This is a genomic window from Lunatimonas lonarensis, from assembly GCF_000390185.1.
In the GTDB taxonomy this organism is placed as follows: domain Bacteria; phylum Bacteroidota; class Bacteroidia; order Cytophagales; family Cyclobacteriaceae; genus Lunatimonas; species Lunatimonas lonarensis.
This window is the reverse complement of sequence record NZ_AQHR01000041.1, coordinates 114634-139773: the sequence shown is the minus strand read 5'-3', so window position 1 is coordinate 139773 and position 25140 is coordinate 114634. Positions and strand designations below refer to the sequence as shown.

The window sequence follows — 25140 nt, the reverse complement described above, 5'->3', positions numbered from 1 at the left end:
ATGATGGCAAGAAATCGCAGAGACTTTCTCAAAAAGGGAGCCGCAACCGTTTGTATTGCAGCCGGCGCCGTCAGTGCCATCCCGCTTGTCGCTAAGCAAGTACCTAAAATGGCCGAACCGATGCAAGACATGGGCTTGGATATGTGTCTGGCCTATTTTTGGGGAATCGAGCCACGCAAAGTTGCTCTTGCAAAGCAAATGAATGTACTCGGCGCGGTAGGTGGTATCAATCCTGCGATGGCGGGCATGCCGGACACAAACGCCTGGGATTTGGCTGTTATTAAAGGCGTGCAGGACGCTTGGAGGAGACAGGGACTAAACCTGAGGGTGATCGAGGGCCCTCCCTCATTGGGTACGGCAATCAAGCTGGGTCTTCCGGGAAGGGATGAGGAAATAGCCCATTTTATAACACTGATGAAAAACCTAGCCTCGGTAGGAATTGATACCATATGTTATAATTGGATGCCGGTAATTAACTGGGCCCGAACTACCCTGGACCGCCCCAGTAGAGGTGGTGCCCTGGTGAGTGCGTTTGACATAGAAGATATTTCAAACCAGGAGAAGTTTACGGAATTCGGCCCGCTGAGCCCCGAGATCATGTGGGAAAACCTCGCCTATTTTCTACGGGCCGCTATCCCGGAAGCTGAAAAATATGGCGTCAAGCTAGCGTTACACCCAGATGACCCTCCTATCGATGAAATCCGGGGCATACCTCGGATAATGACTTCCGTAAAGGCATTTGAGAGACTCCTTGACCTTTATCCCAGCCCTTCTAATGGTATTACGTTTTGTCAAGGGAGCTTTGCCTCCATGGGCACAAATAATATTGGTGTAGATATCCCGGCTACAATACGATCTTTTGGTAAGAGGAATGCAATTCATTTTGTCCACTTCCGCGACGTTCGGGGGCATGCAACCAATTTTGAAGAAACTTTTCACGATGATGGCAAAACAGATATGTATGAAGCGATGAAGTGCTACTATGAGGTGGGCTACAAGGGTCCGATCAGGCCCGATCATGTGCCTACCATGGAAGGTGACCCTAACGATAAACCGGGTTACAGTACCATTGGTACGCTTTTCGCCATTGGATACATGCGGGGATTGATGGAAGGTGTGGTTAAGGAGAATGCTAAACCAATATCCATGCAATAAAAAAAAATCGTGGCCTGTTTTAAGGGCCACGATTTGGATTACTTTCGCATTTTCTCAGGAACAGCTATTAAAACCTATCAAGGTTCATTACTTTGTTCCACGCAGCTACGAAGTCGTGAACAAACTTCTCCTTGGCATCGTCGGTAGCATATACTTCGGCAATGGCACGAAGCTCTGTGTTTGAACCAAAGATAAGATCCACCCGGGTACCTGTCCATTTTACCTCTCCTGTCTTGCGGTCTTTGCCTTCGAAGACATCTTGCGCATCAGAAGTTGCTTTCCAGGTAACACCCAAATCCAACAGGTTCACAAAGAAATCGTTACTCAGGACACCTGGGGTTTCGGTGAATACGCCATGAGCAGCCTGACCGAAATTAGCATCCAAAGCACGCATACCACCCACCAACACGGTCATTTCCGGCGCAGTAAGGGTCATTAATTGCGCTTTGTCGATCATCAGCTCCTCGGCCTTTACTGACAAACCAGCCTTGGCATAGTTACGGAACGCATCCGCAACCGGCTCCAGCACCTCAAAGGATTCCACATCGGTATGCTCTTGGGTAGCATCACCCCTACCAGGCGTAAAGGGCACGGAAACGGCGTATCCCGCATCCTTGGCTGCTTTTTCGATGGCCGCATTTCCACCCAATACAATCAGATCGGCAATGGATACTTGTTTGGTGGACTGTGCCGCGTTGAACTCCTTCTGAATACCTTCCAATACCTCCAATACCTTGGCAAGCTGCGCAGGTTGGTTCACCTCCCAATCCTTCTGAGGTGCCAAACGTACCCGTGCACCATTTGCACCACCCCGCTTGTCAGAACCTCTAAAGGTAGCGGCTGATGACCAGGCGGTATATACCAGCTCAGATACAGAAAGACCGGAAGCCAGCATCTTTTCCTTCAGCGTGGCAATATCTGCATCGTCGATCAAATCGTGGGTCACCGCAGGTATGGGATCTTGCCAGATAAGGTCATCCGCAGGTACTTCCGGTCCTAGGTACCGGGATTTCGGCCCCATGTCCCTGTGCGTCAGCTTAAACCAAGCCTTGGCAAACGCATCGGCAAACTCGTCCGGATTGTCCAAGAAATGCCTTGCCACCTGCTCGTAGGCTGGATCGGTCTTCAACGCGATGTCGGTAGTGAACATAATCGGCGTGTGGCGCTTCGACTTGTCGTGCGCATCTGGAACTGTTCTTGCTCCCATGCCGTGTTTTGGAATCCATTGATTCGCACCAGCAGGGCTTTTGGTCAGTTCCCAGTCGTACCCAAACAGATTCCACAGGTAGTTATTGCTCCACTTGGTCGGTGTAGTCGTCCATGCGCCCTCCAAACCACTGGTGATGGTATATTCGGCGTTGCCTGTACCGTAAGAATTCATCCAACCCATGCTTTGCTCCTCGATGCCCGCTGCGGCAGGTTCCCTACCTACGTATTCACCTGGGTCTGCGGCACCATGGGCCTTACCAAAGGTGTGGCCTCCCGCTATCAGTGCCACGGTTTCGTAATCGTTCATTGCCATGCGGCCAAAAGTCTCGCGGATATCTTTCGCAGCGGCCATCGGGTCAGGATTGCCATTGGGACCCTCTGGGTTAACATAGATCAACCCCATCTGTACGGCACCGAGCGGGTTTTCCAGTTCCCTGTCTCCTGTGTAGCGCTTGTCACCCAACCACTCGGTTTCAGATCCCCAATAGATATCCTCTTCCGGCTCCCATACATCTTCCCGGCCGCCGCCAAATCCAAACGTTTTCAAGCCCATGGATTCCAACGCCACGTTTCCGGTCAACACCATAAGGTCTGCCCAGGAGAGTGCTTTACCGTACTTCTTTTTTATCGGCCATAACAGCAAGCGGGCTTTGTCCAAGTTAACGTTGTCCGGCCAGCTGTTTAGCGGCGCGAAACGTTGCGTACCGGTTCCTGCACCTCCTCTACCATCGTGAATACGATAGGTACCGGCACTATGCCATGCCATCCGTATCATGAAAGGGCCATAGTGTCCGTAGTCGGCCGGCCACCATTCCTGGGAGGTGGTCAATACTTCTTCAATATCCTTCTTTACCTCCGCCAAATCCAGTGACTTGAATGCTTCCGCATAATTAAAATCCTTATCCATGGGATTGGATAGCGAAGAATGCTGGCGCAAAATGTTCAGCTTTAATTGGTTTGGCCACCAATCTCTATTTCCGGTTCCACCACCGGCAACCTGATTCAACGCTCCATTTAAAAAAGGACACTTACCGGCAGACCCATTCAGGTCGCCTATTTTCGCATTTCCATTCGTGTATTGTTCCATAAATTAACGGGTTTTTGTTCACCTTTTTGCACTGCTAAGATACCTAATTAAAATCAACAACTAACTAGAAATTCAATAGATAATATCTATTGAGTATATGCTTTTATCTATCCATGCTGACTCTTACCTCCTTACTGATGGGTATTCGAACCTATTTGGTTAAATTGCTACCTGATGACTTATGAACCCAGCAGTGTATTCAGCAGAATTCTCATTTCATCTGCCAATTTGCGTTCCTCTCTTACCAGGTTGTACCGCTGTTCAGGATCCTTGCTGAGGTCAAATAGTTCATCGGGCTCATCATGGGGTACCACTCCTCTATTCCGTTCATATTCGTTAAACCAAAGTTTGGTTCCCCATGGGAGCCTTCCGGAATTCGCATTTATATACACCCAGTTCTTGTGCCGAAGTGCAAAAACCCTATCCTTTCCGCTTCCGGTGCTTTGAACTAAGTATTCCCGTGGCGCAGCCGTACTCTCTTGTGTAAGCAGGGGAAGAAAATCGTAGCTGTCTCCGGACATCTCCGGAGGCAACGGAACCCCTACAAGCGATGCCAGTGTTGCCATGATGTCCAATTGACTGATCAACGCATTACTTTTGGTGTTGGGCTTCACCACGCCGGGCCAATGAACAATGAAAGGCACCCTATGGCCGCCTTCATAGACATCCCATTTTACACCGCGAAAGGCTCCCATACTGCGATGGCCATGATTGGCAACTACATCCTTTACAATGGCTTCAGGCCCATTGTCACTGGTGAAAATGATCAGCGTATTTTGTAACAGATCGGTTTCTTCCAGCACCCTCATGATCTCCCCCACTTCTTTGTCAAGCTGCTGTATGTAGTCCCCATAAAAACCGGCTTCACTTTTGCCATGGAATTCGCTGACCGGAACCACCGGCGTATGTGGTGAGGTGGTAGAGAACAAAAGAAAAAAGGGCGTTTCCGAATCTTTCATTTCCCGTAGATACCTTACCGCCCGCCCTAAAAGTTTTGGCATGACCTCGTCGAACCGCCACCCCGGTTCTCCGGGGCCATCGCCATGAATATTGCCCCGAAAAGCAGTGGATTCAATCTCTTCCGCTTTTAGTTGAACCAGGTCCTTACTTAGAAATCTTCCGTTTTCCATCCAGGCATAGGGCGGAAAATTTGGGACATCCTGTCCAAAGTAATAATCAAAACCTGCCCCCATGGCACCTCCCGTAACCAACTGTCCGAAATCAAGGAGATCAGCGGTAACCAGACTATTTCCTCCCGAGGTGATCTGATCCTCAGGTGGTCGAACGCCACCCCGCCAATTCCAATCCCAGCCAAGGTGCCATTTTCCGATCAGTGCGGTTTGGTATCCTTTTTCCTTCAGCATCTTGGGAACCGTTAGTTCGTCTTCCCCTATCAACGAGGGCCCAAACGGTAATACAATGCGATCAATACGGCGCCAAGGATATCGTCCGGTCATCAGGGAATACCTGCTGGGTGTACAGATTGATGCGGAGCTATGTGCATCCGTAAACAGCATGCCATTGGAAGCCAAACGGTCGATATGGGGGGTTGCAATTTTTGATTCCGGGTTGTAACAACCGACATCGCCGTATCCCAGATCATCCGTGTAAATTACGAGGATATTTGGATAGGAGTCAGCAATGGAGTCAACGACCGATGTACACGCCTGCATCGATAAAAATAACAACATTGTAGAAACCAATCCGACCGCAATGAATGCCATAGGTTCTTTTGGATCTAGGTATTCCAACCTTTTCCTTCTCTCCATCTATTATTTATTTTAGGTGACCCAAGATACGACCATAACCCTAAAAAATCCGCAAACCTTTTCCGGTAATTATAGGCGGCTCTCCGAAGAGTTCGGCAGCAACAAAACGATCTATTACCAAACCGTTAAAATATTGATGAATCCTTCGTTATTGTAAATATAAATAAATACTTTTAGCTGGTAAACACCTTTCCTACTCTAACTTAGCCAGTTGTGATGCGAAATTTTCGATGCGTAGTTCTGTTACTGTCTATACTGATTTCATGTCGCTCCAAGCAGCCTGCCGATCCAAGATTTCAGGTGGCATTGGAAAACGGATATCTAGCCCATGAAGGATTCGTACGCTCCTTGGGTTTTGTACGTGCATGGCTTGGCCACATAGATCCTGCGACCGGGCTGATTCCAAGAAACCTGTCGGAATCGGGGAATTATTGGAATGCAAAAGATGCCGCCGCGGACAATTATCCCTTCATGGTGCTAACGGCTTATCTACTCGACAAAGCGTTGTTTGAGGGAAAAATGAAGGATATCCTCCGGGTAGAACAGCAACTGACCAACCGCGTAGGGCGACTTCCGGACGATTATAACTTTCAAACCCAAGGTTTTTGGGCCAAGAACATAGACATGGACGAAATCATCTTTGGCAGTTCAGAATACATTAAGGATGGACTACTTCCCCTTACCGAGTACCTAGGTGCCAGCCCTTGGTCTGATCGAATGATCGACCTGCTCGACGATATTTGGAAATATGCCCCCTACGATACTCCTTTTGGGAAAATTCCCTCCTTCGATGTAGAGGTGAACGGTGAACTTTTGCAAGCCTTATCCCGGGTTTATTGGATGACAGGAGATCGCAAATACCTAGATTGGGCCATACGATTGGGTGATTATTATTTTCTGGGAGAAAACCACCCCACCCGGGATGCGCAGGTAATCAGGCTGAGAGACCATGGCTGCGAAATCGTGTCTGGTCTAAGTGAACTGTATGTGAGCTTGGCCTTTGTTGACAAAGAGAAACAGGAAAAGTACCGGCCCCACCTCTATGAGATGCTCGACCGCATTTTGGAAGTGGGACGAAACGAACATGGGTTGTTTTATAATCAGGTAAACCCGATCACCGGCGATATCCTGAACGAGGAGATTGCCGATACCTGGGGCTATACCCTAAACGCCTACTACGCGGTCTACCTCGTGGATGGCCATGAACCTTACCGGGAACCTGTCCTCAATGCATTCAAGAACCTGCACCATTACGAGTTTTTCGATTGGGAAAATGGCAGTGCAGATGGGTATGCAGACGCCATAGAAAGTGCCCTTAATCTGGTAAATAGAGAAGCCAGCCCGGAGGCAGAAGCCTGGATAAATTCACAGATTCAGGTGATGTGGTCCATGCAGGATTCCTCCCACAGGAGTGGTACCGAAGCGTTCCGAGGCACGGGAATCATAGAGGGATGGCATGGGGATGGCAATTTTGCGCGAACAACTATCATGTACTCCCTATGGAAAACACAGGGCACTACCTTAGAGCCCTGGGAGAAAAACGTATTCTTGGGAGCAGAATTAGACGGAGACGAGTTGGAGATTTCCCTGATGTCCGAACATTCCTACTCGGGATTGCTAAAATTTGATTTTCCCAGACATCGAGTCCATTTCAATCTGCCGATAGATTATCCCCGAATCAATCAGTTTCCGGAATGGTTTGTAGTGGAGGAGGACATTTCTTACCTAGTTCACTTCGTAAACGAGGGAAAGACCCGTAACTATCTAGGGAAAGACCTGTTGGCGGGCATTCCCATCGAGTTACAACCCAATACTGGATTTTACCTGATCGTGGAGCCTGCAGACCAAAGGTAGCCGGAAAGTTCCGGCCACCTTTAGAGCAGTTGAAACGTCTTTCGTAGGGCGAATGTCTTCCGAATTTGCGCTGCCAATAGGGCACTTTGTTGAAAATTGAGCGTTTGCTGGCCATCGGAGTAGGCCTTTTCAGGGTTTTCGTGGGCCTCATAGATAATCCCGTCCGCACCGGACATGACGCCCGCTAGTGCCATTTGTGGCACAAACTCCCGAATTCCGATCCCATGGGAGGGATCTACGATTACCGGAAGATGTGACTTGGATTTTAGGATAGGCACGGCGTTCAGATCAAGGGTATTTCTGCTCGCCCGTTCGTAGGTGCGAATGCCTCGCTCACACAAAATGATCTTCTCGTTACCGCCGGAAAATACGTATTCTGCAGATTGCAATAACTCCTCAATCGTTCCGGAAATACCCCGTTTGATCATCACTGCTTTGTCCACTTTGCCAAGCTCGTCCAAAAGGTTGAAGTTTTGTGTATTTCTGGCACCAACCTGAAAAATATCCACGTAGTCCACCATCTCCTCGATTTGGGACACCTGCATCACCTCCGTGACAATCTTAATTCCGGCAGCCTTTGCCTGTTCATACCACCATTTCAAACCATCCAGACCCAGGCCACGAAACGCATAGGGGCTGCTGCGGGGTTTAAACACGCCGCCGCGCATCATTTTGATGTTGTTTTCCTTAAGGTGTTGGATTACCCGGGCGATTTGTTCCTCGGACTCGATGGAACAGGGCCCTGCTATGATCGCCATGGATCCGTCCTCTATCCGAATGCCGTCTCCCAAATCAATGCTGGTGGGTTTTACTTTCCATTTCTTGGATACCAGTTTATAGTCATCCGAGACGATATGAATGTCCTGAACACCCTTCAGGTGGCCTATTTTCCGGATATCAAAGTCCTTGTTGCCAATACCGATCAGGTAATCCCCCATTTGCGTACGTACTTCGGTGACCTTTATGCCAAAGGTTCCAATCTTTTGTTTCAAATCCTCTTTCTCAGAGAGATCTGTATTCTTAGCTAGCTGAATAATCATTGCTCTTCGGTAATTACTCCCTGTATGAAATGCGTGATTGCCTGGTCCAAATGATCAGCACCTTTTCGCAACACGTTTATAAAAGCACTGCCTATGATGGCACCATGCGCGTAGGTTGAGGTGGTCATGAAACTAGCCCTATCGGATATGCCGAACCCGATCAATCGCGGATTGGAAAGATTCATGGCACGGATGCGCTCGAAATAGGCGATCTGTTCATCCGTGATTCCCTTCTTTGCACCGGTTATGCTTGCGGATGAAACCATGTAAATAAACCCATCGGAATTTTCGTCTATTTCTCGGATTCGGGCCTCGCTGGTCTGCGGGGAGATCAGAAAGGTATTCCTCAATCCATACCGATCAAAGATTTCCTTATACTCCCGCAGGTACTGCTGCATGGGCAGGTCAGGTAAAATAACTCCGTCTACGCCTACTTCCTGGCATTTTTGGCTGAAACGCTCAATGCCAAACTGCACGACAGGATTCAGGTATCCCATTAAGATCACGGGTATGCTGACCTTGGTTCTCATTTCCCCCAGCTGGTCAAACAACTTTTTCATGCTCATTCCATTTGCCAGCGCCACCATATTGCTTTCCTGAATGGTAGGCCCATCGGCAATGGGATCCGAATAGGGTATCCCTACCTCGATGATATCAGCCCCTGCCGCCTCTATGGACTGCATAATGGGCAAGGTATCCTCCAATGTGGGGAATCCGGCGGTAAAATAAATAGAAAGTATTTTTTCGGTCTTTTCCCGAAATAATTTATCGATACGGTTCATTTCTTTTTTGTTAATATTGGCCCCACTTGATATAGGTTTCCAAATCTTTGTCTCCCCTGCCCGAGAGATTGATCACGATCACATCATCTTTACTGTAGCTGAGTTGGTGCAGCGCGGCAAACGCATGGGCAGATTCTATCGCGGGAATAATTCCCTCCAACCGGCTCAACTCGATTCCAGCGACCATGGCCGCTTCATCCTCTACTGCAATGAACTCTCCCCGACCACTGTCAAATAGATGGGCATGTACGGGGCCTATCCCCGGGTAGTCCAACCCGGCGGAAATGGAATGTGGTTCTACCACCTGTCCGTCTTCGGTCTGCATGAGCAGCGTTTGGCTGCCATGTAAAATCCCGATTTTTCCCAGTGCCGTCGTGGCCGCGGATTTACCGGTGTGAACACCCAGTCCGGCCGCCTCCGCAGCTACCAGTCTCACCGATGGCTCGTTGTAATAATGGTAAAAAGCACCCGCAGCGTTGCTCCCACCACCCACACAGGCAATGACAATGTCCGGATTAGGCCTTCCTTCTTTTTCCAGCATTTGCGCTTTGATCTCCTCGCTGATCACCGACTGAAACCGTGCAACCATCTCAGGATAGGGATGGGGTCCTACCACTGAACCAATGATATAGTGTGTATCTACCGGATTGTTGATCCACTGCCTCATAGCTTCGTTTGTGGCATCCTTTAGGGTCTTGCTTCCGGACGTGGCGGGAACCACCTTGGCACCCAAGATCCGCATGCGCTCCACATTCGGCTTTTGGCGCTCCATGTCTACCGAACCCATGTATACCGTGCATTCCATGCCCATAAGCGCACATACGGTTGCGGTGGCCACCCCATGCTGACCGGCACCCGTTTCTGCGATGATCCGCTTCTTGCCGAGCTTACGGGCCAAAATGATCTGCCCAATGGTGTTGTTCACCTTGTGTGCACCCGTGTGGCACAGGTCCTCGCGCTTTAGGTATATCTTTGCCCTGTACTTCTCCGACAGACGAGAAGCCAAAAACAACGGCGTAGGCCTTCCTACGTAGTCCCGTAACAGGTACCGGAATTCCTGCTGGAATTCATCGGTTTCGATGAGCTGAAGGTAATTCTCACGCAGCTCTTCTATATTTGGGTACAACATTTCCGGAATGAAGGCACCGCCAAACCTTCCGTAAAACCCGTTTTCATCAACTTTGATCATATCAAACCTATTTTCTACCCCACTTGGAGTGTATTAGCTTAATCTTAGTTCTTGTATAAATGTTTGGATTTTGGAAACATCCTTCCTTGCCGGAGCCAGTTCAAATTTCGAATTGATATCCACGCCCAGCATCGATGGTACCTCCTTCATCAGTTGCCTGATTTCCACCGCGTGGGCTTCGCCAATTCCCCCACTTAGAAGGAAAGGGACTTGGTAGGGGTACCTTCTCAGAAGATCCCAAGAAAAGGTCTTTCCTGAACCACCAAACTGCGGGGTTGCGGTATCAAACAGAAACCAATCCGACTCATGAAGGAAAGGATCCACTTCAGCCCAATCCCAATCGGAAGCTATCCGAAATACCTTTATTATTTTTACCGGACTCGATGCCCGTAGCGCCGCTACATAGGCTGAGTCTTCATCTCCGTGCAGCTGTGCATACCCCAAACCATACCGGGCGACCTTATCCAGCAATTGATCCAGCGGTTCCTGTACAAATACCCCGACCTTTGTCACATCCAACTCCCTGTAAAATTCCGGATCTGCGGTCCCGTTCATCACATACCTGGACGAACGTGGGTAGAAGATCAGGCCCATCAAATCCGGCTTGGCCATTGCCAACAGATCCCGAATATTCTCCGGATCGCGCATACCGCAGACTTTTACGATCATGGCGTCGCGGCTGAAGCGCTTTCAGCTAGAAGGTCTCTATAGGCATTCATGAAGTTGTAGGCCGCTTGGTGTGGCCGTATGCTTTTCATGAAGTTTTCACCGATCAAAAACCCCTGGAACCCGGCTTCCTTTAACTGCACGAGCGTGCCCGGATCAGATAGGCCACTCTCCGAAATCTTTACGAACTCATCGGGAATCCTATCCAAGAGGTTCAATGAAGTTTCCACAGATACGTCAAAGGTTTTAAGGTTCCGATTGTTTACCCCGACCACGTCCAAGTAGGGATTTAGAGACCGATCCAACTCTTCGGCATCATGCACTTCCATCAACACTTCGAGGCCAAGGCTTTTTGCGAATTTCGCCAACTCTTCCAGTCGCTTAGGTTCGAGGATGGCCGCTATCAACAACACACAGTCTGCCCCGATGGATTTAGCCTCTACGAACTGGTACTCATCGATCATAAAATCCTTTCGAAGGATAGGGCAAAAATTGAATTTTCGTGCAGCAATCAGGTCCTCGTTGTCTCCACCAAAATATACCTTATCCGTCAGTACCGACAGTGCGGAGGCACCTGCCTGCATATATCCGATGGTGGTTTTCTCCACCTTGGCAGTCGCATTGATCCATCCTTTGGAAGGCGATTTTCGCTTAAACTCCGCGATGATGCCTGTTTTCTCCGGATTGAGCAGGTATTTTCGCATGGAAACGGTTTTTCCATCAAAAAAGGGGCTTTTCTCCAACCGCATCAAAGGTACCATCGCTTTGTTTTCGGCAACTTCCTTTTTTTTGTCGGCGACGATTTGATCCAATATGTTCATCTGATACTATTTTGTTCTTTAATGGTCGCAGGTTTCACGACCGTTCCTCACGTTGTCTCTCGGATCGTGCTCGCTTTAATATTAATCCACGGCTAAGGTGGTTTTGGGATTTATAAGAGCTTTAAACACACTCAGGGCACGCCCCGATTTTAACGATTCCCGGGCTTTGGCAATACCTTCTTCAAGGCCCAGATTCAGGTCGGCGGTGGCAAGCGCTGCGCCGGCATTCGCTACAACCACACTTTCTTGGGCAGTCGTTCCGTTCCCTTTCAGAATTTCCAGAAATAGACCGGCCGATTCGGCCACCGTAGCACCGCCCAAAATTTCCGTTGGGGCCAACTTCGACATCCCTACGGCTTCGGGAGTTAAAAGCCTTTCCCCATGGTTGGATATCAACTTAAAGCTACCCGTGAGGGAGATCTCATCGTACCCATCCAGCGAATGGATGATGCTGAACTGGGTATGGCTCTTCTGGTACAGGTAAGCATACATCCTTGCCAGCTCCAAACTGAACACACCCACGAGCTGCCTGCGCGGAAAGCTCGGATTAACCATAGGACCCAGCATATTGAAAAACGTCTTCACCCCCAATTCCCGCCGGATAGGCCCCACATTTTTCATGGCCGGGTGAAACAGGGGCGCATGTAGAAAGCAGATGCCCGCTTCGTCCAGACTCTTGCGGATCTTGTCCATATCATTGGTAAACTCATAGCCAAAATGCGCCAACAAATTGGAGGAACCACAAACGGACGAGACGCCCACGTTGCCGTGTTTGGCCACATTCTGCCCGGCTCCGGCCACGATAAAGGATGCCAATGTAGAGATATTGAAGGTATCCTTCCCATCGCCACCGGTTCCGCAAAGATCGATGGCGTCGTACTCATCTATTTCAACGGGAATACACATTTCCAGCATCGCCTCCCTGAACCCCATCAGCTCCTCTACCCGAACGCTGCGCATCAGAAAAACGGTCATAAACGCGGCCATTTGACTGGGGTTATACGCACCTGAAGTAACTCCCTTCAACACCTCCTTTGCCTGCTCCTTCGTCAGCGTCTTATGCTCAATTAGATGGTTTAATATATCCTTCATCTCGTTATGATTAAGTTGATTAAAAGCCGGAACTTGTCTTCCCTACTCGTTTTTGTATCCCCTCAGTGGTCCCTGCCTAGTCTATGAGGCCTAATTTGCCGTCCAAGGAATTGCTATGACCCAAGCCAATTTTGCATCATGGCTACCCCGTGCTCCGTAAGGATACTCTCAGGATGAAACTGCACACCCCGAACCCGGTGCGCAACATGCCTGACTGCCATGATCTGCCCATCCGGAGTCTTGGCTATTACCTCCAGTTCGGAGGGAAGCGTACTTTCATCTATCACCCAGCTATGGTACCGCCCAACCGTGAACGATTCCGGAAGCCCCTTGAATAGCAGGTCTTCTTTGACCTTTATCTTGGAGGCCACACCGTGTACCACCTCGGTGAGGTTGATCAACCCGGAACCATAGGCCTCTCCTATGGCCTGATGGCCCAAACAAACGCCTAAAATATCCTTTTCGCTGCCATATTGTTTCAGCAGTGCAGGCATGATGCCCGCATCTTCGGGGACACCCGGACCGGGAGAAAGGAGTATCTTATCGTAACCAGCCACATCTTCCAGGCGGATTTTGTCGTTTCGGTAGATATCCATGTGCTTGCCATATCCCAGTTCACGGACGATGTACACCAGGTTATAGGTAAAGGAATCGTAATTATCCAAAACAAGTATCTTCATTTGTGTCTTATTGTCGTTTATTGGCGGTAATCATCCGGTATTCCAGAGGTCAGCAGATTTAAGTTATTCTGTTACCTCAATCGTTTTGCGTTGTTTTAACCGCCAAATCCATTGACGGTATCTGCGGGCGATGTCAAATCTCCTCGGCACGGAGCAATGCAGCCCGAAGCGCAGCCAGTTTATTGCTCACCTCCTGCAATTCCGACTCTATGGAAGACTTGGCCACCACGCCCGCTCCTGCCTGAAATTTTAATCGGTTGCTTTCGGAGACAAAAGAACGGATCAGAATGGCATGGTTAAAGTCTCCATTGAAGCCCAAATAGCCGATTGCCCCACCATAGAAACCCCTGGCACTGTTTTCCAGCCCGTCTATTAGTTCCATCGCCCGGTATTTGGGTGCGCCTGAAAGCGTCCCAGCGGGAAAAGTATCCGCTACGAGTTGCAGTGGATTTGCACCTGCGGGCAAAACCCCCGTGACCTTGGATACCAAGTGAATGACATGGGAATAATATTGTATTTCCTTAAATACCTCTACCTCAACTTTTTCAGATGACCTACTTAAATCATTTCTTGCAAGGTCTACCAGCATTACATGCTCGGAATTTTCTTTTGGATCGTCGTAGAGTTTGATGGCAAGCTCTGCATCTGCCTGATCATTGCCTGTTCGGCGAAAGGTTCCGGCTATCGGATAAATCGTCGCCTTGTTTCCCTTGATCACAATCTGTGCTTCCGGGGAACTTCCAAACACCTTGTAGGATCCGTAGTCAAAGTAGAACAGGTAGGGAGAGGGGTTAATGGATCGCAGGGCACGGTACACGTTGAATTCGTCTCCCGTGAAGCCCGCCGAAAAAGACCTGGACAAAACAATCTGGAAAACATCTCCCTTAAAACAGTGGTCCCTACCTTTGCTCAGAATGTCCAGAAATTCAAGATCCGTATAATTGGATGTTTCCTCCCCTTCCAACTGGAATGAATAACTCGGGATATTTTTGTTGTTTAGGATCATCTCTATCCGGGGGATGCCCGACTCCCCATCCTCGCCCTCAAGGTAATGTTCGATAATGTAAAGCTCGTTTTTGAAATGGTCTACCACAATCATGTTCCGGTACACCGCATACTGCATAATTGGCTGCTCACTTGCACCGGGACGCGTCAAGGTGATATCCTCAAAATGCGAAACCGCATCGTATTGGGTGTAACCGAACAATCCGGAGGTAATGAATTTGAAATCCAGTTTTTGATCTTGAAACCTTCTTGAAAACGCCTGCAGGGAATCCATAACCCGGTCTCCTTTTTGAAGGGTATAGGTATGACCGGAGAGATCCGGATAGGTTTCCCGGATCTCTCCGTTGACCAACGAAAAAGTAGCAATGGGATCACAGCATATATAGGAATAACTGTTGTCATTGCCATGGTAGTCGGAACTCTCCAGCAGGATGGGATTGGAGTACCGATCCCTAACTTGCAGATAGATGCTGACCGGTGTCAGCGTATCTGCCAAAAGTCGTTTAAAGCGGGTTTTTATAGTGAACGTTTCCATACTTTACACTGGTTTGAATTAAAAAAGGCTTACTGGAAGTCCAGCAAGCCTCTATGTTATGGTTCAAAAAGGGCAATAAGCAGCTGAACTTCTGTTATGAGAAGCTAAACCACCACCAATTTTGAACATCAAATGCCTTTTTCATAATGTAGGGCAAATATAGAAAGCCCATTGAATTAAAAAAACAATTGACATTTTTATTTGACCCAAATCTATGGGATACCCTATCGGTTTACTGGAGGATTCTCTTCCATAATCCGCTGCTGCTGCCAAATGGGAGCCAGTTCCCTTTCTTCTAATTGGGTAAGTACCCCGTTTTCAAAAGTGACGAGTAGATAAAAACGCTCATCGGAATTAACACGATATACCTTCTGACCATCACCCAATTGGCTGATAACAGCAGTACGGTTCTGGCGTAAAAATTTGGATTCGGACATGCCTATCCTATAGGGAATACGCGGCTGAAAAACAGCACAGCTTCCCATGATGATCAGAAACGAAAAAATAAGTATGGATTTAATTACTCGCATAGTGTGTGTTTTTTGTTCTTTAACTAGTAATGAAGGAATACCCATTGGGAAACGATTTCCGCCAGCCGGAAACGGTTCTTACCTACGAGTTCCTGGTAAGTCAGCTTGCAATTTTGATGCCGAAGTAGCTACTTGTAGACAAATGTACAAGAACCAATCCCCTACCCGGTGACCCTTTATGCGGAGCCTGTAAAATAATATCTGTCCGTATTTCTATATTTTTTGGCGTGATAATGAGTTTTTTACGCCTTTTTGATAGGAAAACACAAGGACTATATTGCAGTGATATCCAAAATATGTACCTTTGTACCAAGCGGCACGACCAGCTCCTGCTGAATCCCCCAGGTCCGGAAGGAAGCAAGGGTAGGCGGTTGTAGCGGTGCGATGCCGCTTATTTTTTTGCCAAAGATATTAGCCCAACACCTTGTTGACCACAGCATTATCAACCAAATAAACCATAACTAGCATGAAATTCTTTATCGACACGGCCAACCTTGATGAAATCAGAGAAGCCTATGATCTAGGTGTATTAGATGGGGTGACGACAAACCCGTCCTTAATGGCAAAGGAAGGTATCAGCGGAGATAGCAACGTAATGGCACATTACAAGGCCATCTGCGATATTGTAGACGACAACGTGAGTGCGGAAGTCATTGCGACAGATTTTGAGGGCATGGTCAGAGAGGGAAAGGAACTGGCCAAAATCGACGACAAGATCGTAGTAAAAATTCCTATGATCAAGGAAGGCATCAAAGCGATCAAGTATTTCCACAGCGAGGGTATCCGAACCAATTGTACCTTGGTTTTTTCAGCCGGACAGGCGATATTGGCGGCCAAGGCAGGGGCCTCCTTCCTGTCTCCGTTTATCGGCAGACTGGATGATATTTCGTTTGATGGATTGGACCTTATCGAACAGATCGCCCACATCTACCAAAATTACGATTTTGAAACCCAGATACTTGCCGCATCGCTACGCCATACCATGCATTTGGTCAAATGTGCCGAGATCGGTGCCGACGTGGTAACTTGCCCTTTAAAGGTGATCACCGGTCTGCTCAACCATCCGCTGACAGACAAAGGGCTGGCGCAGTTTCTGGCAGACCACGCAAAAGTAAATAAAGGTTAATGGAGAACGTTTTGGGTGAAGCACGAAGCTTTACCCTTTTTTTGTTCCTATGGACAATTCAAAACCCGCGATTGTATCAAAATACCCCCTTTTTTCGTTACTTGCACCATAGCATACACCTAGGGCCATGTACATCATCAAAGTAAAAGGAAAAGCCAAGATACCGGATTACATTCAAATCAGGGATGAAAATTTCGTCTTGGTTGCGTACTTCCGCGCCGATCGCCCCCTCAAAAACATCGAAAAATTCGGCTGGGAGGGCAAGGAGGAGATGCTGGAGGCACTTATCAGAGACATGCCCTTCGGAAAGCTTCAAAAACTAGCCCTTTAATCGCATGGTTTTTTCCAGTGACCCCGTTGTAAGCGTTTCCAACGCGAGTATATTCCAAGGTATCCATACCGTCCTCTCCGATTTGAATTTTTCCATCGAAAAAGGTGAGTTTGTCTTTTTGATCGGGCGGACGGGAAGCGGCAAGAGTTCGCTGCTGAAAACACTGTATGCCGACTTACCCCTCATCATGGGAGATGCCTATATTTCCGGTTATCAATTGAATGGCATCACACAAAAAAATATTCCATTCCTGCGGAGAAAGCTCGGCATTGTGTTTCAGGATTTTCAGCTATTCCCGGATCGATCGGTGGCCGAAAATTTACATTTTGTCATGCGGGCCACCGGATGGAAGGATAAAACCAAAATGAAAAGCAGGATGATCGAGGTGCTGATGGGCGTGGGGCTAGGCGGTGCATCGAACAAATTCCCCCACCAGCTTTCCGGAGGCGAGCAACAGCGGGTGGTGATAGCCAGGGCATTGCTAAACGAACCATCCATCCTACTGGCCGATGAGCCTACCGGCAACCTGGATCCGGAAGTGTCGGATGGGATCTTCAAGTTGTTTCAGGAAATCAACAAACGGGGTACAGCCATCTTGATGGCCACCCACAATTATGAGTTGCTCAAAAAATACCCCTACCGAATCCTCAAATGTGAAAATGGCAGGCTTTTGGACTCGAAAACGACCAAATTCCAAATAGGCCAAGATTGGGCTTTGTAGGAGGTTTGATAGCGTTCGGTATTTGGGAATTCCGTCCATTTGCAATTGCAAAGGATAGAACAAGTACCCTTTCATTCTAATTCTCATAAGGGCTAACGCCCCTAAATTTGGGGATATTGATTTCTTTTTCCGATTAGTTAAGGACTAGGCATTTTTGGATTGTATTTGCATCCCCACTATATGTCTGTAAAAGCTTCTACACCCTCCTATTCCCAACCTCCTTTGCTTTCGCCATCCCATTTATGTCGTTTGCAATGGCTTCCATAGAAACATGTTCGTAGAAAATACGCTGATGGTCAGGCTGGATTGGAGGCACTGAAAACGGCGATAAAGTAACACAAAAAAAGTACTCTATACCCCATAAAAAAAGACCGCGAACTACGGTCTTTTTTTGTATTAAGTTCGGTGTTGAGAAGGAGCTTACTTCACGAAAAACCCTTACAGGATACGGCTACATCATAGTGAGGCAAGGTTGGTCTTTGCCAATTCAAAATCAGGATTTTTCTGGAGGGCTTCCTGAAAGGCCGTTCTTGCCTCGTTGTTACTTCCCTGATCTTTATAGATCAAGCCCTTCAGGTTGAGTGCAGCCGCAGCCATAGTAACCTCTTGGGTCTGATTGTTTTCCGTGGGGAAGGTCACGTTTTGTTCGCCGGCTTTTGAATTCTTGATGAGCATGTTCACGGAATTCATCGCCTCGTCATACTTCTTTAAGGTATATTGGAGATAGGAAGTCTTGTAAAGGCTAAACAAATCACCGGAAAGGAGGTGAAGACTTTCAAAATGGGGAAGCGCCCGCTCCAACGCCCCTACCTGTTCCAAGGAATACGCGGCAATCTCCAAGGCCGAAATATTCTTGTCGTCCCGCTCCAACATATCAAGCGCTACCAACGCAGAGGAACTGTATTGTTCCATTTCAAAATACAGCGAGGCCAGTAACTCCGGGTACCGTAGATTCCGTGGGTTACGTTCCATTAGGTCGTACAGTTTTGCTTTCGCTACATTGATATCGTTGTACCTCAGTGCCATTTGGTAAATCCGCTCGTCGGCTTGATTTCTAACCCTATTTGACTCGGATACTTCCGCAGGTGGCTGCGTACCGGATTCCTGTGCCCAAACAGCTCCTATTACGACAAATTGTACGAGTAAAATCAAAACACTCTTTTTCATATTTTTCAACCTGTTATTTTACGCTCGCTTTAATCCCTTGGCTTCCGCCAACCGATACATTAACTCTAATGCCTGGATTTTATTGTTTTGAATTTTGCCATCCAGAATGGCTTCTTTGATTTCTTCCTTAAGCTCTCCCACCACCTTTGAAGGGCGAAGTCCAAAAATAGACATAATTTCATCTCCTGAAACAGGTGGCTGAAAATTTCTCAACTGATCTTTTTCTTCCACTTCTGCCAGCTTGGCCTCTACCTTATCAAAATTGGCAAGGAATCGTTTTACCTTTGCATTGTTTTTTGAAGTCACATCCGCACGGCACAGCTTCATTAGATCATCAATGTCCTCTCCGGCCTCAAACAGCACACGGCGGAGCGCGGAATCCGTAACCTCATCCTTTACCAGCGCGATAGGCCGCAAATGGAGGCGAACCAGCTTTTGCACATACTTCATCCGATCGTCCATGGGAAGTTTCAGCCGACGGAAAATACCGGGGGTCATCCTTGCTCCCTTGTCTTCATGTCCATGGAACGTCCAACCCACTTTTTTGTTAAATCGCTTGGTGGCAGGCTTTGCAATATCGTGCATAATAGCCCCCCATCGCAGCCAAAGGTCATCTGACACTGCTGCCACATTGTCCAAAACCTGAAGCGTATGGTAAAAGTTATCCTTATGCGACTTGTCCCCCACCGAATCCACACCTTGCAATTCGACCATCTCCGGGAAAAATTCCTGTAACAAACCACTGACAAACAGTAGTTTAAAACCATAGGAAGGCTTGTCGGTTAGGATAATTTTATTCAACTCATCTATAATACGTTCTCCAGAAATAATCGAAAGCCGGTGGGCATTATGCATGATGCCATCAAAGGTCTCCGCTTCAATGTCGTATGAAAGCTGGGAGGCAAAGCGTACGGCCCGCATCATCCGAAGTGGATCATCGGAAAACGTGATATTTGGATCCGTGGGTGTTCGGATGATCTTTTTTGCCATATCCCTAAGCCCATCAAAGGGATCGATCAACGCTCCAAAGGTGTTTTGATTTACACTGATTGCCAACGCGTTGATGGTAAGATCCCTGCGTTCCTGATCTTCCTGGAGGGTTCCCGCTTCCACCACGGGTTTTCTTGAATCACTGCGGTAGGATTCTTTCCGGGCACCCACAAACTCCACGTCCAAATCATCCACTTTGATCATGGCGGTGCCGAAATTTTTGAAGACAGTCACCGGTACATGCCCTCCATAGGAGGCGGCTACTTTGTTGGCCAATGCAATGCCGTCTCCTATGCAGACGAAATCTATGTCTTTGCAGGGTCGTTTTAATATCAAATCACGCACATAACCCCCTACCACGTAGGTTTCCAGCCCCAATTCATCCGCGCAGCTTCCCACGCGGGCGAAAATATCCAATTCCTCCAATAGCTCTTTAAAATTCATCCACTTACATCAATTTCACCTGGCCATCCGCAGACAGATAAAGCTGCTTTACCGATTTGGCAGAAAGTGGCAGATTCTGTAAAAGATCCCACGTAGTATCTTCATTCTGTCCCGGCAACCATACGACAATTTCGCCGATCTTCCGAAGACTGTCCCGCCAAAAGGGGGCCTTAAGCAGAGCAAATTTAACCATTTCACCGGAAAAGCCGGACTGTCTGAATAAGGGATTGGGATCTGTGTGGAAAATAACCGCATCCTCCGCCCACTCCACAATATCCAGTGAAATGTCCGAAAAGGGCCGAGAGATGGCTCTAAGCTGAAAACTATCAAAAAGTAGAAAAACAGACTGGTGCGGGACAGGAAACTGCACCGAACTTAGCTTGGCCAAATGGATCACTTTACCGTCTGGCAGCGATAGCGATGCTTTTCCAACATCTTTGATTTGTTTGACCCAAGGTTCGATGGTTGCCTATTTTTTTGTGCAAATAAAGTGGATTTTACGGGTAATTAAAATAAATTACCGATTTATCGGACTCCTCGATGATTGGTACCACTCGTATAACCCCCGCTAACTGAATCGATCCCATGGTTTACAGACTGCCACCCTTCTTTTCACTTCCTTCGCTCTATCTTCTGATTACCCTTTGTTTGGCAAGCGCCTGCGGTAGCGAACCCCGATTTCCGGACCTCGATGCCAAGGTTACTGTCATTACAGATACGCAAGGAATAAGCCATATTTTTGCTGAAAGCGAAGAAGATCTCTTTTTCTCCCAGGGGTACCTTGCGGCAAGGAACCGTTTGTTTCAGTTTGAACTTTGGAGGCGGCAGGCAACGGGAACGCTTTCTGAAATCCTGGGGGAACGGGAACTGCTGCGGGATATTGGCGTTAGGCTGTTTCGGTATAGAGGAGATAAGGAACAGGAACTAAGCCACTACCATCCCCGTGGCGTGGCCATTGTGGATGCTTTCGTAAACGGCATAAACGCCTACATAGATGAAGCGCTACGAAATCCCGAGGACCTGCCTATAGAATTTGCCATGCTGGGCATACAGCCTGAAAAATGGACCTGGGAGGTAGTCATTTCCAGGCATCAAGGGCTGCTCCAGAATGTGCAACAGGAACTTAACTACTCCCGCATCGTCAGCCTTATCGGTCCGAAAAAAACAAAGGAGCTGTTTCATTTTCACCCATTTGATCCGGACCTACGGCTTTCCCCTTCCATTCCAAAGGAATTGCTGTTCAAAGATATTCTGGCACCCTATGCGGCCTTTAGAAGTCCGCTTACATTTCTTCCAACTGATATTGAGGCTGCGTATCGGTCTCAGGAGACCTCTGCACAGGAGTCCGGCCTATTGGATCTGGAGCAGGTTGCTTTGGAATCTGCTGACGCCGCATCCATAGGAAGCAACAATTGGGTAATCAGTGGTGAGCTTTCGGCCAGTGGGTTTCCGATTATGGCAAACGATCCCCATCGCGCACAGGCGGTACCCTCGCTGCGGTATTGGGTGGGCCTACATGCACCGGGTTGGAACTTGGTCGGAGGTGGCGAGCCCACCATTCCAGGGGCATCGATCGGACATAACGGATTTGGTGCCTGGGGACTCACCATTTTTCAGACCGATATGGAAGACCTTAGGGTGTACGATATTGACCCCACCGATCCACATCGATACCGGTATCAAAACCGATGGCACCGCATGGAAAAAGTAACGGACACCCTACGGATAAAAGACAAAGCGGACACCATCGTCCATCACCTGTATACGGTGCATGGCCCCGTAACCTTTATCGATCAGTCTCTTCACAAAGCAGTGGCCGTAGAATGTGCCTGGCTGCGGGTAGGCGGAGCACCCTATCTGGCAAGTCTGCGAATGGGACAGGCCCAAACCTGGGAAGAGTTTAGGGATGCCTGTACCTACAACCACGTGCCGGCCGAAAACATGGTTTGGGCAGATAAAGCCGGCAACATCGGCTGGCAGTCCACAGGGATCTCTCCCATTCGCTTATACCACTCAGGCCTGGTAGCCAGTCCGGGCGATGGTACGGCAGACTGGGAAGGTTTTTTGCCCATGCTGGATCGACCCTCTTCGTTCAACCCTGAAGTAGGCTTTATCGCTACGGCAAACGAAAACCAAGTAGATACCAACTACCCCCATCCGGAGGCACTCGGATTTACCTGGGCGGATTCCTTTCGGGGTGACCGCATAAAAGAGGTGTTGGCGACAAATAAAAAATTCACCGTCGAAGAAATGGGCAACCTGCAAAATGACTACCTCTCCCTTCCGGCACGAGTATTGGTTTCAGAACTCCAAAAAATCGAATCCACGGATACCGACGTAAGTAACGTAAAGTCCCTGTTTGGTACCTGGGATTATATGCTAAATCCCGAGTCAGTTGCAGCAGGGATCTATGTGATGTGGGAGCGGAAAATCAGGTCAAACATGGCAACAAAACTCATTCCAAAAGAAGTGGCCCCCTACCTGACCGAAATTTCCATGACAAAAACCCTTCAGTGGATTTCCTCAAATGATCCCGGGGTGTTCGGGGTTGGCGAAAAGGAGGAGCTCCTGCGAAATTCCCTTCATCAAGCCCTTAATGACTTGACGGAACGTTTTGGATCCGATTGGAATGATTGGAAGTATGGACAAACAGGATACAAACACGCGTTGATACGGCATCCACTGGGCAGTGTCGTGTCGGATGAATGGAGGGAAAAACTGGAGTTGGGACCCGTACCTAGGGGTGGATACAGCTTCACCCCGGGCGCAAATGCGTATGGAGACAACAATACCACCGGGGCATCCTTTCGTATCGTGGTGGATACAGGGGACTTTGAGCAGACCTTGGGAGCAAATAACCCCGGTCAATCCGGAAGGCATGACAGCCCGTTTTACCGAAACATGTTTGAACTTTGGTGGCAAGATCAGTTCTTTCGGGTGCCATTTTCAAAGTCCAATGTGGAGAAAAAAGCCCACAGCAAAGAGACTCTCTATTAGCGGTTTAGATGGTGTTCTTACCAAAGCCATAAATTCATGGATTCACCCATCTCCATCCGGTTCGCTTCTACCTTGGAAGATTTTCACTCCTCCCTCTGGCGGTACCACATTCCTGTTCCCGACGATATTGCGGTTATGTTTATCGACGGCGACAACAGAAGGGTATTGGTGTGGGTAGAACACTCAGAGAGGCTGCACCTCGCCTTGATGAAGCAAAGCGATTATTGGTTTATTTTGATCAATAAGCCCCTTGTGGCTTCCCTTGAAATTAAAGAGGGGCAAAGCGTACGGGTTCGAATGGAAAAGGATAACTCCCTTTACGGCCATGAAATGCCGGCAGAATTTGAAGAACTTCTCAAACAGGAAGTAGAGGCCAATGAATACTTTCAACGGTTGACCAAGGGAAAACAGCGGGCCTTGATTTACTTGGTTGCAAAGGTGAAAAATCCCCACAGTAGGATAAATAAAGCACTTGCCATTTGTAGCCACCTAACCGAAACAAGCGGAGTGTTGGATTTCAAACAGTTGAACGAAAAAATAAAGTACTTCAACAACTTGGGCAAGTTTTAGGGATCGCCATGGTTTCTTGAGGTCCATTTAAACCGAAAAAAAGAAACCCAAACCAATTCGAAATACCGATTTTTGGTTTAGGTTGTCCATTTTAACCATAAATGACCTACCAACGGATGGTTTCAAATTTCCAGCCCGGATGGTATTTTTGCATTTCGGCCTCGTCGTCCCGTTTGGTCAGGCCACATGCCAGGTAGTCGGCATGCAGCTTTGCCAGCATAGACCGATCCAACTCGACGCCTAGACCAGGGCCGGAGGGCACTGCTACCGCCCCGTCCACTATAGGGAGTTTTCCGCCGAGAATCACGTCCTCGGATTGCCACGGATAGTGGGTATCCAGTGCATAGGGCATCTCGGGTAGCGCCGCTCCCAAGTGGGTCATGGCAGCCATGGAAATGCCCAAATGGCTGTTGGAATGCATGGAAAGATCCCTGCCAAATGTTCTGCACATTTTGGCCAGCTCCATGGAAGACCTCAAGCCACCCCAAAAATGGTGATCACTTAAAATGATGTCTTCTGAACCAAGCCTTATACTGCTCGGAATATCCCCAAAAGAAGTGGTACACATGTTGGTTGCCAACGGAATGCCCAACTTTTTCCGTAAATCGGCCATGTTCTGCTGACCGCGAACAGGGTCCTCCAGGTATTCTAAAATCGGCTCCAATTCCTTGCCGAATTGGAGACCGGTTTCAGGTTTCCAAATCGCATTTGGGTCAAAACGCAGAGGAATGTCTTTACCGAAAGCCTCGTACAACGCAAACATAGAATCGGTTTCGAGCCGGGGCTCGAACGCACCACCTTTGAGCTTGATGGACTGGAATCCAAATTCCGCGCACATAGCCTTGGCTTGTGCTACAATTCCCTCCGGATCTACGGCCTCCTTCTGTCTGGCAGCGGCCCAGCCCATAGCCGCCGGATCTTGGCCCGTTCCGAGTACCCCTCCTGCCCCTTCGTATTTGAAAAACAAATAGGCAGCGTAGGGTACACTGTCACGCATTTTTCCTCCGAGCAAATCAACCACAGGACGATCCAACATCTTGCCCTGAATATCCAGGCAGGCCACCTCCAACGCACTGAATACATGTACAAGTTTGCGCTGATCCCAGGGTGTATCCCCTCGGGAGGCGGCAGTTTCATCGCCAAAATAGGCAGCTAGCCTATTTTGCAGCGCGTTGAGATGAAATGGATCCATTCCAAGGACCATAGACCGGGCAGACTCCAATGCCTCGTTGGTCTGTACGTTTCCCGGAATTTCACTGATTCCCACTATTCCGCTTTCCGTAACCAATTCCAGTATGGTCCGGAGCGCATAGGGAGCATGGACGCCCGCTGCATTTAACAATGGCGGATCCTTGATGGCAATCGGGGTGATCACCATCC

General features: G+C 48.4%; 22 protein-coding genes and 1 other RNA gene. 8 read left to right on the top strand and 15 right to left on the bottom strand.

Annotated elements, in window-relative coordinates; all coding sequences use genetic code 11:
• A complete protein-coding gene (locus tag ADIS_RS06240) occupies positions 1 to 1155 on the top strand; it encodes a mannonate dehydratase (protein WP_238325393.1) in 1155 nt (384 codons plus the stop codon).
• A 67-nt stretch (positions 1156 to 1222) separates the two neighbouring features.
• Here the strand turns inward: ADIS_RS06240 and katG are convergent, their stop codons facing one another.
• A complete protein-coding gene (gene katG, locus ADIS_RS06235; RefSeq protein ID WP_010853533.1) occupies positions 1223 to 3451 on the bottom strand; it encodes a catalase/peroxidase HPI in 2229 nt (742 codons plus the stop codon).
• A 179-nt stretch (positions 3452 to 3630) separates the two neighbouring features.
• Positions 3631 to 5220 carry a sulfatase family protein gene (locus ADIS_RS06230; RefSeq protein ID WP_010853532.1) on the bottom strand — a complete coding sequence of 530 codons (1590 nt, stop codon included), beginning with the start codon at positions 5218 to 5220 and terminating at the stop codon, positions 3631 to 3633.
• Between the two features lie 216 nt (positions 5221 to 5436).
• On the opposite strand from ADIS_RS06230, the gene ADIS_RS06225 reads away from it, so the two are divergent.
• Positions 5437 to 7074, top strand: coding sequence for a glycoside hydrolase family 88 protein (locus ADIS_RS06225; RefSeq protein ID WP_035804888.1), 1638 nt, complete (start codon positions 5437 to 5439; stop codon positions 7072 to 7074).
• A 20-nt stretch (positions 7075 to 7094) separates the two neighbouring features.
• On the opposite strand, the gene aroF is transcribed toward ADIS_RS06225, so the two are convergent.
• The 9 genes from aroF to ADIS_RS06180 all read right to left on the bottom strand — a co-directional run bounded on the left by aroF (position 7095) and on the right by ADIS_RS06180 (position 15414).
• Positions 7095 to 8114 (bottom strand): 3-deoxy-7-phosphoheptulonate synthase, encoded by a 1020-nt coding sequence (gene aroF / locus ADIS_RS06220; RefSeq protein WP_010853529.1) that lies wholly within the window; start codon positions 8112 to 8114, stop codon positions 7095 to 7097.
• Positions 8111 to 8896 (bottom strand): tryptophan synthase subunit alpha, encoded by a 786-nt coding sequence (trpA, locus tag ADIS_RS06215; RefSeq protein ID WP_010853528.1) that lies wholly within the window; start codon positions 8894 to 8896, stop codon positions 8111 to 8113. Before trpA ends, aroF begins: the two co-directional genes overlap by 4 nt.
• A gap of 10 nt (positions 8897 to 8906) precedes the next feature.
• Positions 8907 to 10085, bottom strand: a complete 1179-nt coding sequence (trpB, locus tag ADIS_RS06210; protein WP_010853527.1) for a tryptophan synthase subunit beta — start codon at positions 10083 to 10085, stop codon at positions 8907 to 8909.
• Positions 10086 to 10118: 33 nt separating this feature from the next.
• Positions 10119 to 10754: a phosphoribosylanthranilate isomerase gene (locus ADIS_RS06205; protein WP_010853526.1), complete on the bottom strand. Its 636-nt coding sequence runs from the start codon at positions 10752 to 10754 to the stop codon at positions 10119 to 10121.
• On the bottom strand, positions 10751 to 11572 hold the full coding sequence (gene trpC / locus ADIS_RS06200; RefSeq protein ID WP_010853525.1) for an indole-3-glycerol phosphate synthase TrpC: 822 nt from the start codon (positions 11570 to 11572) through the stop codon (positions 10751 to 10753). The genes ADIS_RS06205 and trpC overlap by 4 nt, the downstream gene beginning before the upstream one ends.
• 81 nt (positions 11573 to 11653) lie before the next feature.
• On the bottom strand, positions 11654 to 12664 hold the full coding sequence (gene trpD, locus ADIS_RS06195) for an anthranilate phosphoribosyltransferase (RefSeq protein ID WP_010853524.1): 1011 nt from the start codon (positions 12662 to 12664) through the stop codon (positions 11654 to 11656).
• A 113-nt stretch (positions 12665 to 12777) separates the two neighbouring features.
• Complete coding sequence (locus ADIS_RS06190; protein ID WP_010853523.1) at positions 12778 to 13344, bottom strand: anthranilate synthase component II; 567 nt, start codon at positions 13342 to 13344, stop codon at positions 12778 to 12780.
• Between the two features lie 133 nt (positions 13345 to 13477).
• Positions 13478 to 14884: an anthranilate synthase component I family protein gene (locus tag ADIS_RS06185; protein ID WP_010853522.1), complete on the bottom strand. Its 1407-nt coding sequence runs from the start codon at positions 14882 to 14884 to the stop codon at positions 13478 to 13480.
• A gap of 224 nt (positions 14885 to 15108) precedes the next feature.
• The gene (locus ADIS_RS06180; RefSeq protein WP_010853521.1) at positions 15109 to 15414 is read right to left on the bottom strand and encodes a hypothetical protein; all 306 of its coding nucleotides are present in this window, start codon (positions 15412 to 15414) and stop codon (positions 15109 to 15111) included.
• Positions 15415 to 15722: 308 nt separating this feature from the next.
• Here ADIS_RS06180 and ffs point away from each other — a divergent pair.
• The 4 genes from ffs to ADIS_RS06165 all read left to right on the top strand — a co-directional run bounded on the left by ffs (position 15723) and on the right by ADIS_RS06165 (position 17592).
• Positions 15723 to 15813: signal recognition particle sRNA small type (gene ffs / locus ADIS_RS22645), an RNA gene on the top strand.
• Positions 15814 to 15880: 67 nt separating this feature from the next.
• Positions 15881 to 16540, top strand: a complete 660-nt coding sequence (fsa, locus tag ADIS_RS06175; protein ID WP_010853519.1) for a fructose-6-phosphate aldolase — start codon at positions 15881 to 15883, stop codon at positions 16538 to 16540.
• Positions 16541 to 16667: 127 nt separating this feature from the next.
• Positions 16668 to 16871 carry a hypothetical protein gene (locus ADIS_RS06170; protein WP_010853518.1) on the top strand — a complete coding sequence of 68 codons (204 nt, stop codon included), beginning with the start codon at positions 16668 to 16670 and terminating at the stop codon, positions 16869 to 16871.
• Between the two features lie 4 nt (positions 16872 to 16875).
• Positions 16876 to 17592 (top strand): cell division ATP-binding protein FtsE, encoded by a 717-nt coding sequence (locus tag ADIS_RS06165; protein WP_010853517.1) that lies wholly within the window; start codon positions 16876 to 16878, stop codon positions 17590 to 17592.
• A 456-nt stretch (positions 17593 to 18048) separates the two neighbouring features.
• On the opposite strand, the gene ADIS_RS06160 is transcribed toward ADIS_RS06165, so the two are convergent.
• Genes ADIS_RS06160 through ADIS_RS06150 form a run of 3 tightly spaced genes read right to left on the bottom strand, consistent with a single transcriptional unit; the run spans position 18049 to position 20581 of the window.
• Complete coding sequence (locus ADIS_RS06160) at positions 18049 to 18759, bottom strand: tetratricopeptide repeat protein (RefSeq protein ID WP_035804886.1); 711 nt, start codon at positions 18757 to 18759, stop codon at positions 18049 to 18051.
• Between the two features lie 18 nt (positions 18760 to 18777).
• Positions 18778 to 20193: a CCA tRNA nucleotidyltransferase gene (locus tag ADIS_RS06155; protein WP_010853514.1), complete on the bottom strand. Its 1416-nt coding sequence runs from the start codon at positions 20191 to 20193 to the stop codon at positions 18778 to 18780.
• A gap of 4 nt (positions 20194 to 20197) precedes the next feature.
• A complete protein-coding gene (locus tag ADIS_RS06150) occupies positions 20198 to 20581 on the bottom strand; it encodes a hypothetical protein (RefSeq protein WP_155907184.1) in 384 nt (127 codons plus the stop codon).
• Positions 20582 to 20778: 197 nt separating this feature from the next.
• Here ADIS_RS06150 and ADIS_RS06145 point away from each other — a divergent pair, with 197 nt between their 5' ends.
• A complete protein-coding gene (locus ADIS_RS06145; RefSeq protein ID WP_010853512.1) occupies positions 20779 to 23190 on the top strand; it encodes a penicillin acylase family protein in 2412 nt (803 codons plus the stop codon).
• Between the two features lie 36 nt (positions 23191 to 23226).
• Positions 23227 to 23760 carry a YdeI/OmpD-associated family protein gene (locus ADIS_RS06140; RefSeq protein ID WP_010853511.1) on the top strand — a complete coding sequence of 178 codons (534 nt, stop codon included), beginning with the start codon at positions 23227 to 23229 and terminating at the stop codon, positions 23758 to 23760.
• Between the two features lie 106 nt (positions 23761 to 23866).
• On the opposite strand, the gene ADIS_RS06135 is transcribed toward ADIS_RS06140, so the two are convergent.
• Positions 23867 to 25138 (bottom strand): enolase C-terminal domain-like protein, encoded by a 1272-nt coding sequence (locus ADIS_RS06135; RefSeq protein WP_035804939.1) that lies wholly within the window; start codon positions 25136 to 25138, stop codon positions 23867 to 23869.
• Positions 25139 to 25140 lie beyond the last annotated feature (2 nt).

Coding starts and splice junctions, on each gene's coding strand:
- ADIS_RS06240 (WP_238325393.1), top strand. CDS start 1: ATGATGGCAAGAAATCGCAGAGACTTTCTCAAAAAGGGAGCCGCAACC.
- katG (WP_010853533.1), bottom strand. CDS start 3,451: ATGGAACAATACACGAATGGAAATGCGAAAATAGGCGACCTGAATGGG.
- ADIS_RS06230 (WP_010853532.1), bottom strand. CDS start 5,220: ATGGAGAGAAGGAAAAGGTTGGAATACCTAGATCCAAAAGAACCTATG.
- ADIS_RS06225 (WP_035804888.1), top strand. CDS start 5,437: ATGCGAAATTTTCGATGCGTAGTTCTGTTACTGTCTATACTGATTTCA.
- aroF (WP_010853529.1), bottom strand. CDS start 8,114: ATGATTATTCAGCTAGCTAAGAATACAGATCTCTCTGAGAAAGAGGAT.
- trpA (WP_010853528.1), bottom strand. CDS start 8,896: ATGAACCGTATCGATAAATTATTTCGGGAAAAGACCGAAAAAATACTT.
- trpB (WP_010853527.1), bottom strand. CDS start 10,085: ATGATCAAAGTTGATGAAAACGGGTTTTACGGAAGGTTTGGCGGTGCC.
- ADIS_RS06205 (WP_010853526.1), bottom strand. CDS start 10,754: ATGATCGTAAAAGTCTGCGGTATGCGCGATCCGGAGAATATTCGGGAT.
- trpC (WP_010853525.1), bottom strand. CDS start 11,572: ATGAACATATTGGATCAAATCGTCGCCGACAAAAAAAAGGAAGTTGCC.
- trpD (WP_010853524.1), bottom strand. CDS start 12,664: ATGAAGGATATATTAAACCATCTAATTGAGCATAAGACGCTGACGAAG.
- ADIS_RS06190 (WP_010853523.1), bottom strand. CDS start 13,344: ATGAAGATACTTGTTTTGGATAATTACGATTCCTTTACCTATAACCTG.
- ADIS_RS06185 (WP_010853522.1), bottom strand. CDS start 14,884: ATGGAAACGTTCACTATAAAAACCCGCTTTAAACGACTTTTGGCAGAT.
- ADIS_RS06180 (WP_010853521.1), bottom strand. CDS start 15,414: ATGCGAGTAATTAAATCCATACTTATTTTTTCGTTTCTGATCATCATG.
- fsa (WP_010853519.1), top strand. CDS start 15,881: ATGAAATTCTTTATCGACACGGCCAACCTTGATGAAATCAGAGAAGCC.
- ADIS_RS06170 (WP_010853518.1), top strand. CDS start 16,668: ATGTACATCATCAAAGTAAAAGGAAAAGCCAAGATACCGGATTACATT.
- ADIS_RS06165 (WP_010853517.1), top strand. CDS start 16,876: ATGGTTTTTTCCAGTGACCCCGTTGTAAGCGTTTCCAACGCGAGTATA.
- ADIS_RS06160 (WP_035804886.1), bottom strand. CDS start 18,759: ATGAAAAAGAGTGTTTTGATTTTACTCGTACAATTTGTCGTAATAGGA.
- ADIS_RS06155 (WP_010853514.1), bottom strand. CDS start 20,193: ATGAATTTTAAAGAGCTATTGGAGGAATTGGATATTTTCGCCCGCGTG.
- ADIS_RS06145 (WP_010853512.1), top strand. CDS start 20,779: ATGGTTTACAGACTGCCACCCTTCTTTTCACTTCCTTCGCTCTATCTT.
- ADIS_RS06140 (WP_010853511.1), top strand. CDS start 23,227: ATGGATTCACCCATCTCCATCCGGTTCGCTTCTACCTTGGAAGATTTT.
- ADIS_RS06135 (WP_035804939.1), bottom strand. CDS start 25,138: ATGGTGATCACCCCGATTGCCATCAAGGATCCGCCATTGTTAAATGCA.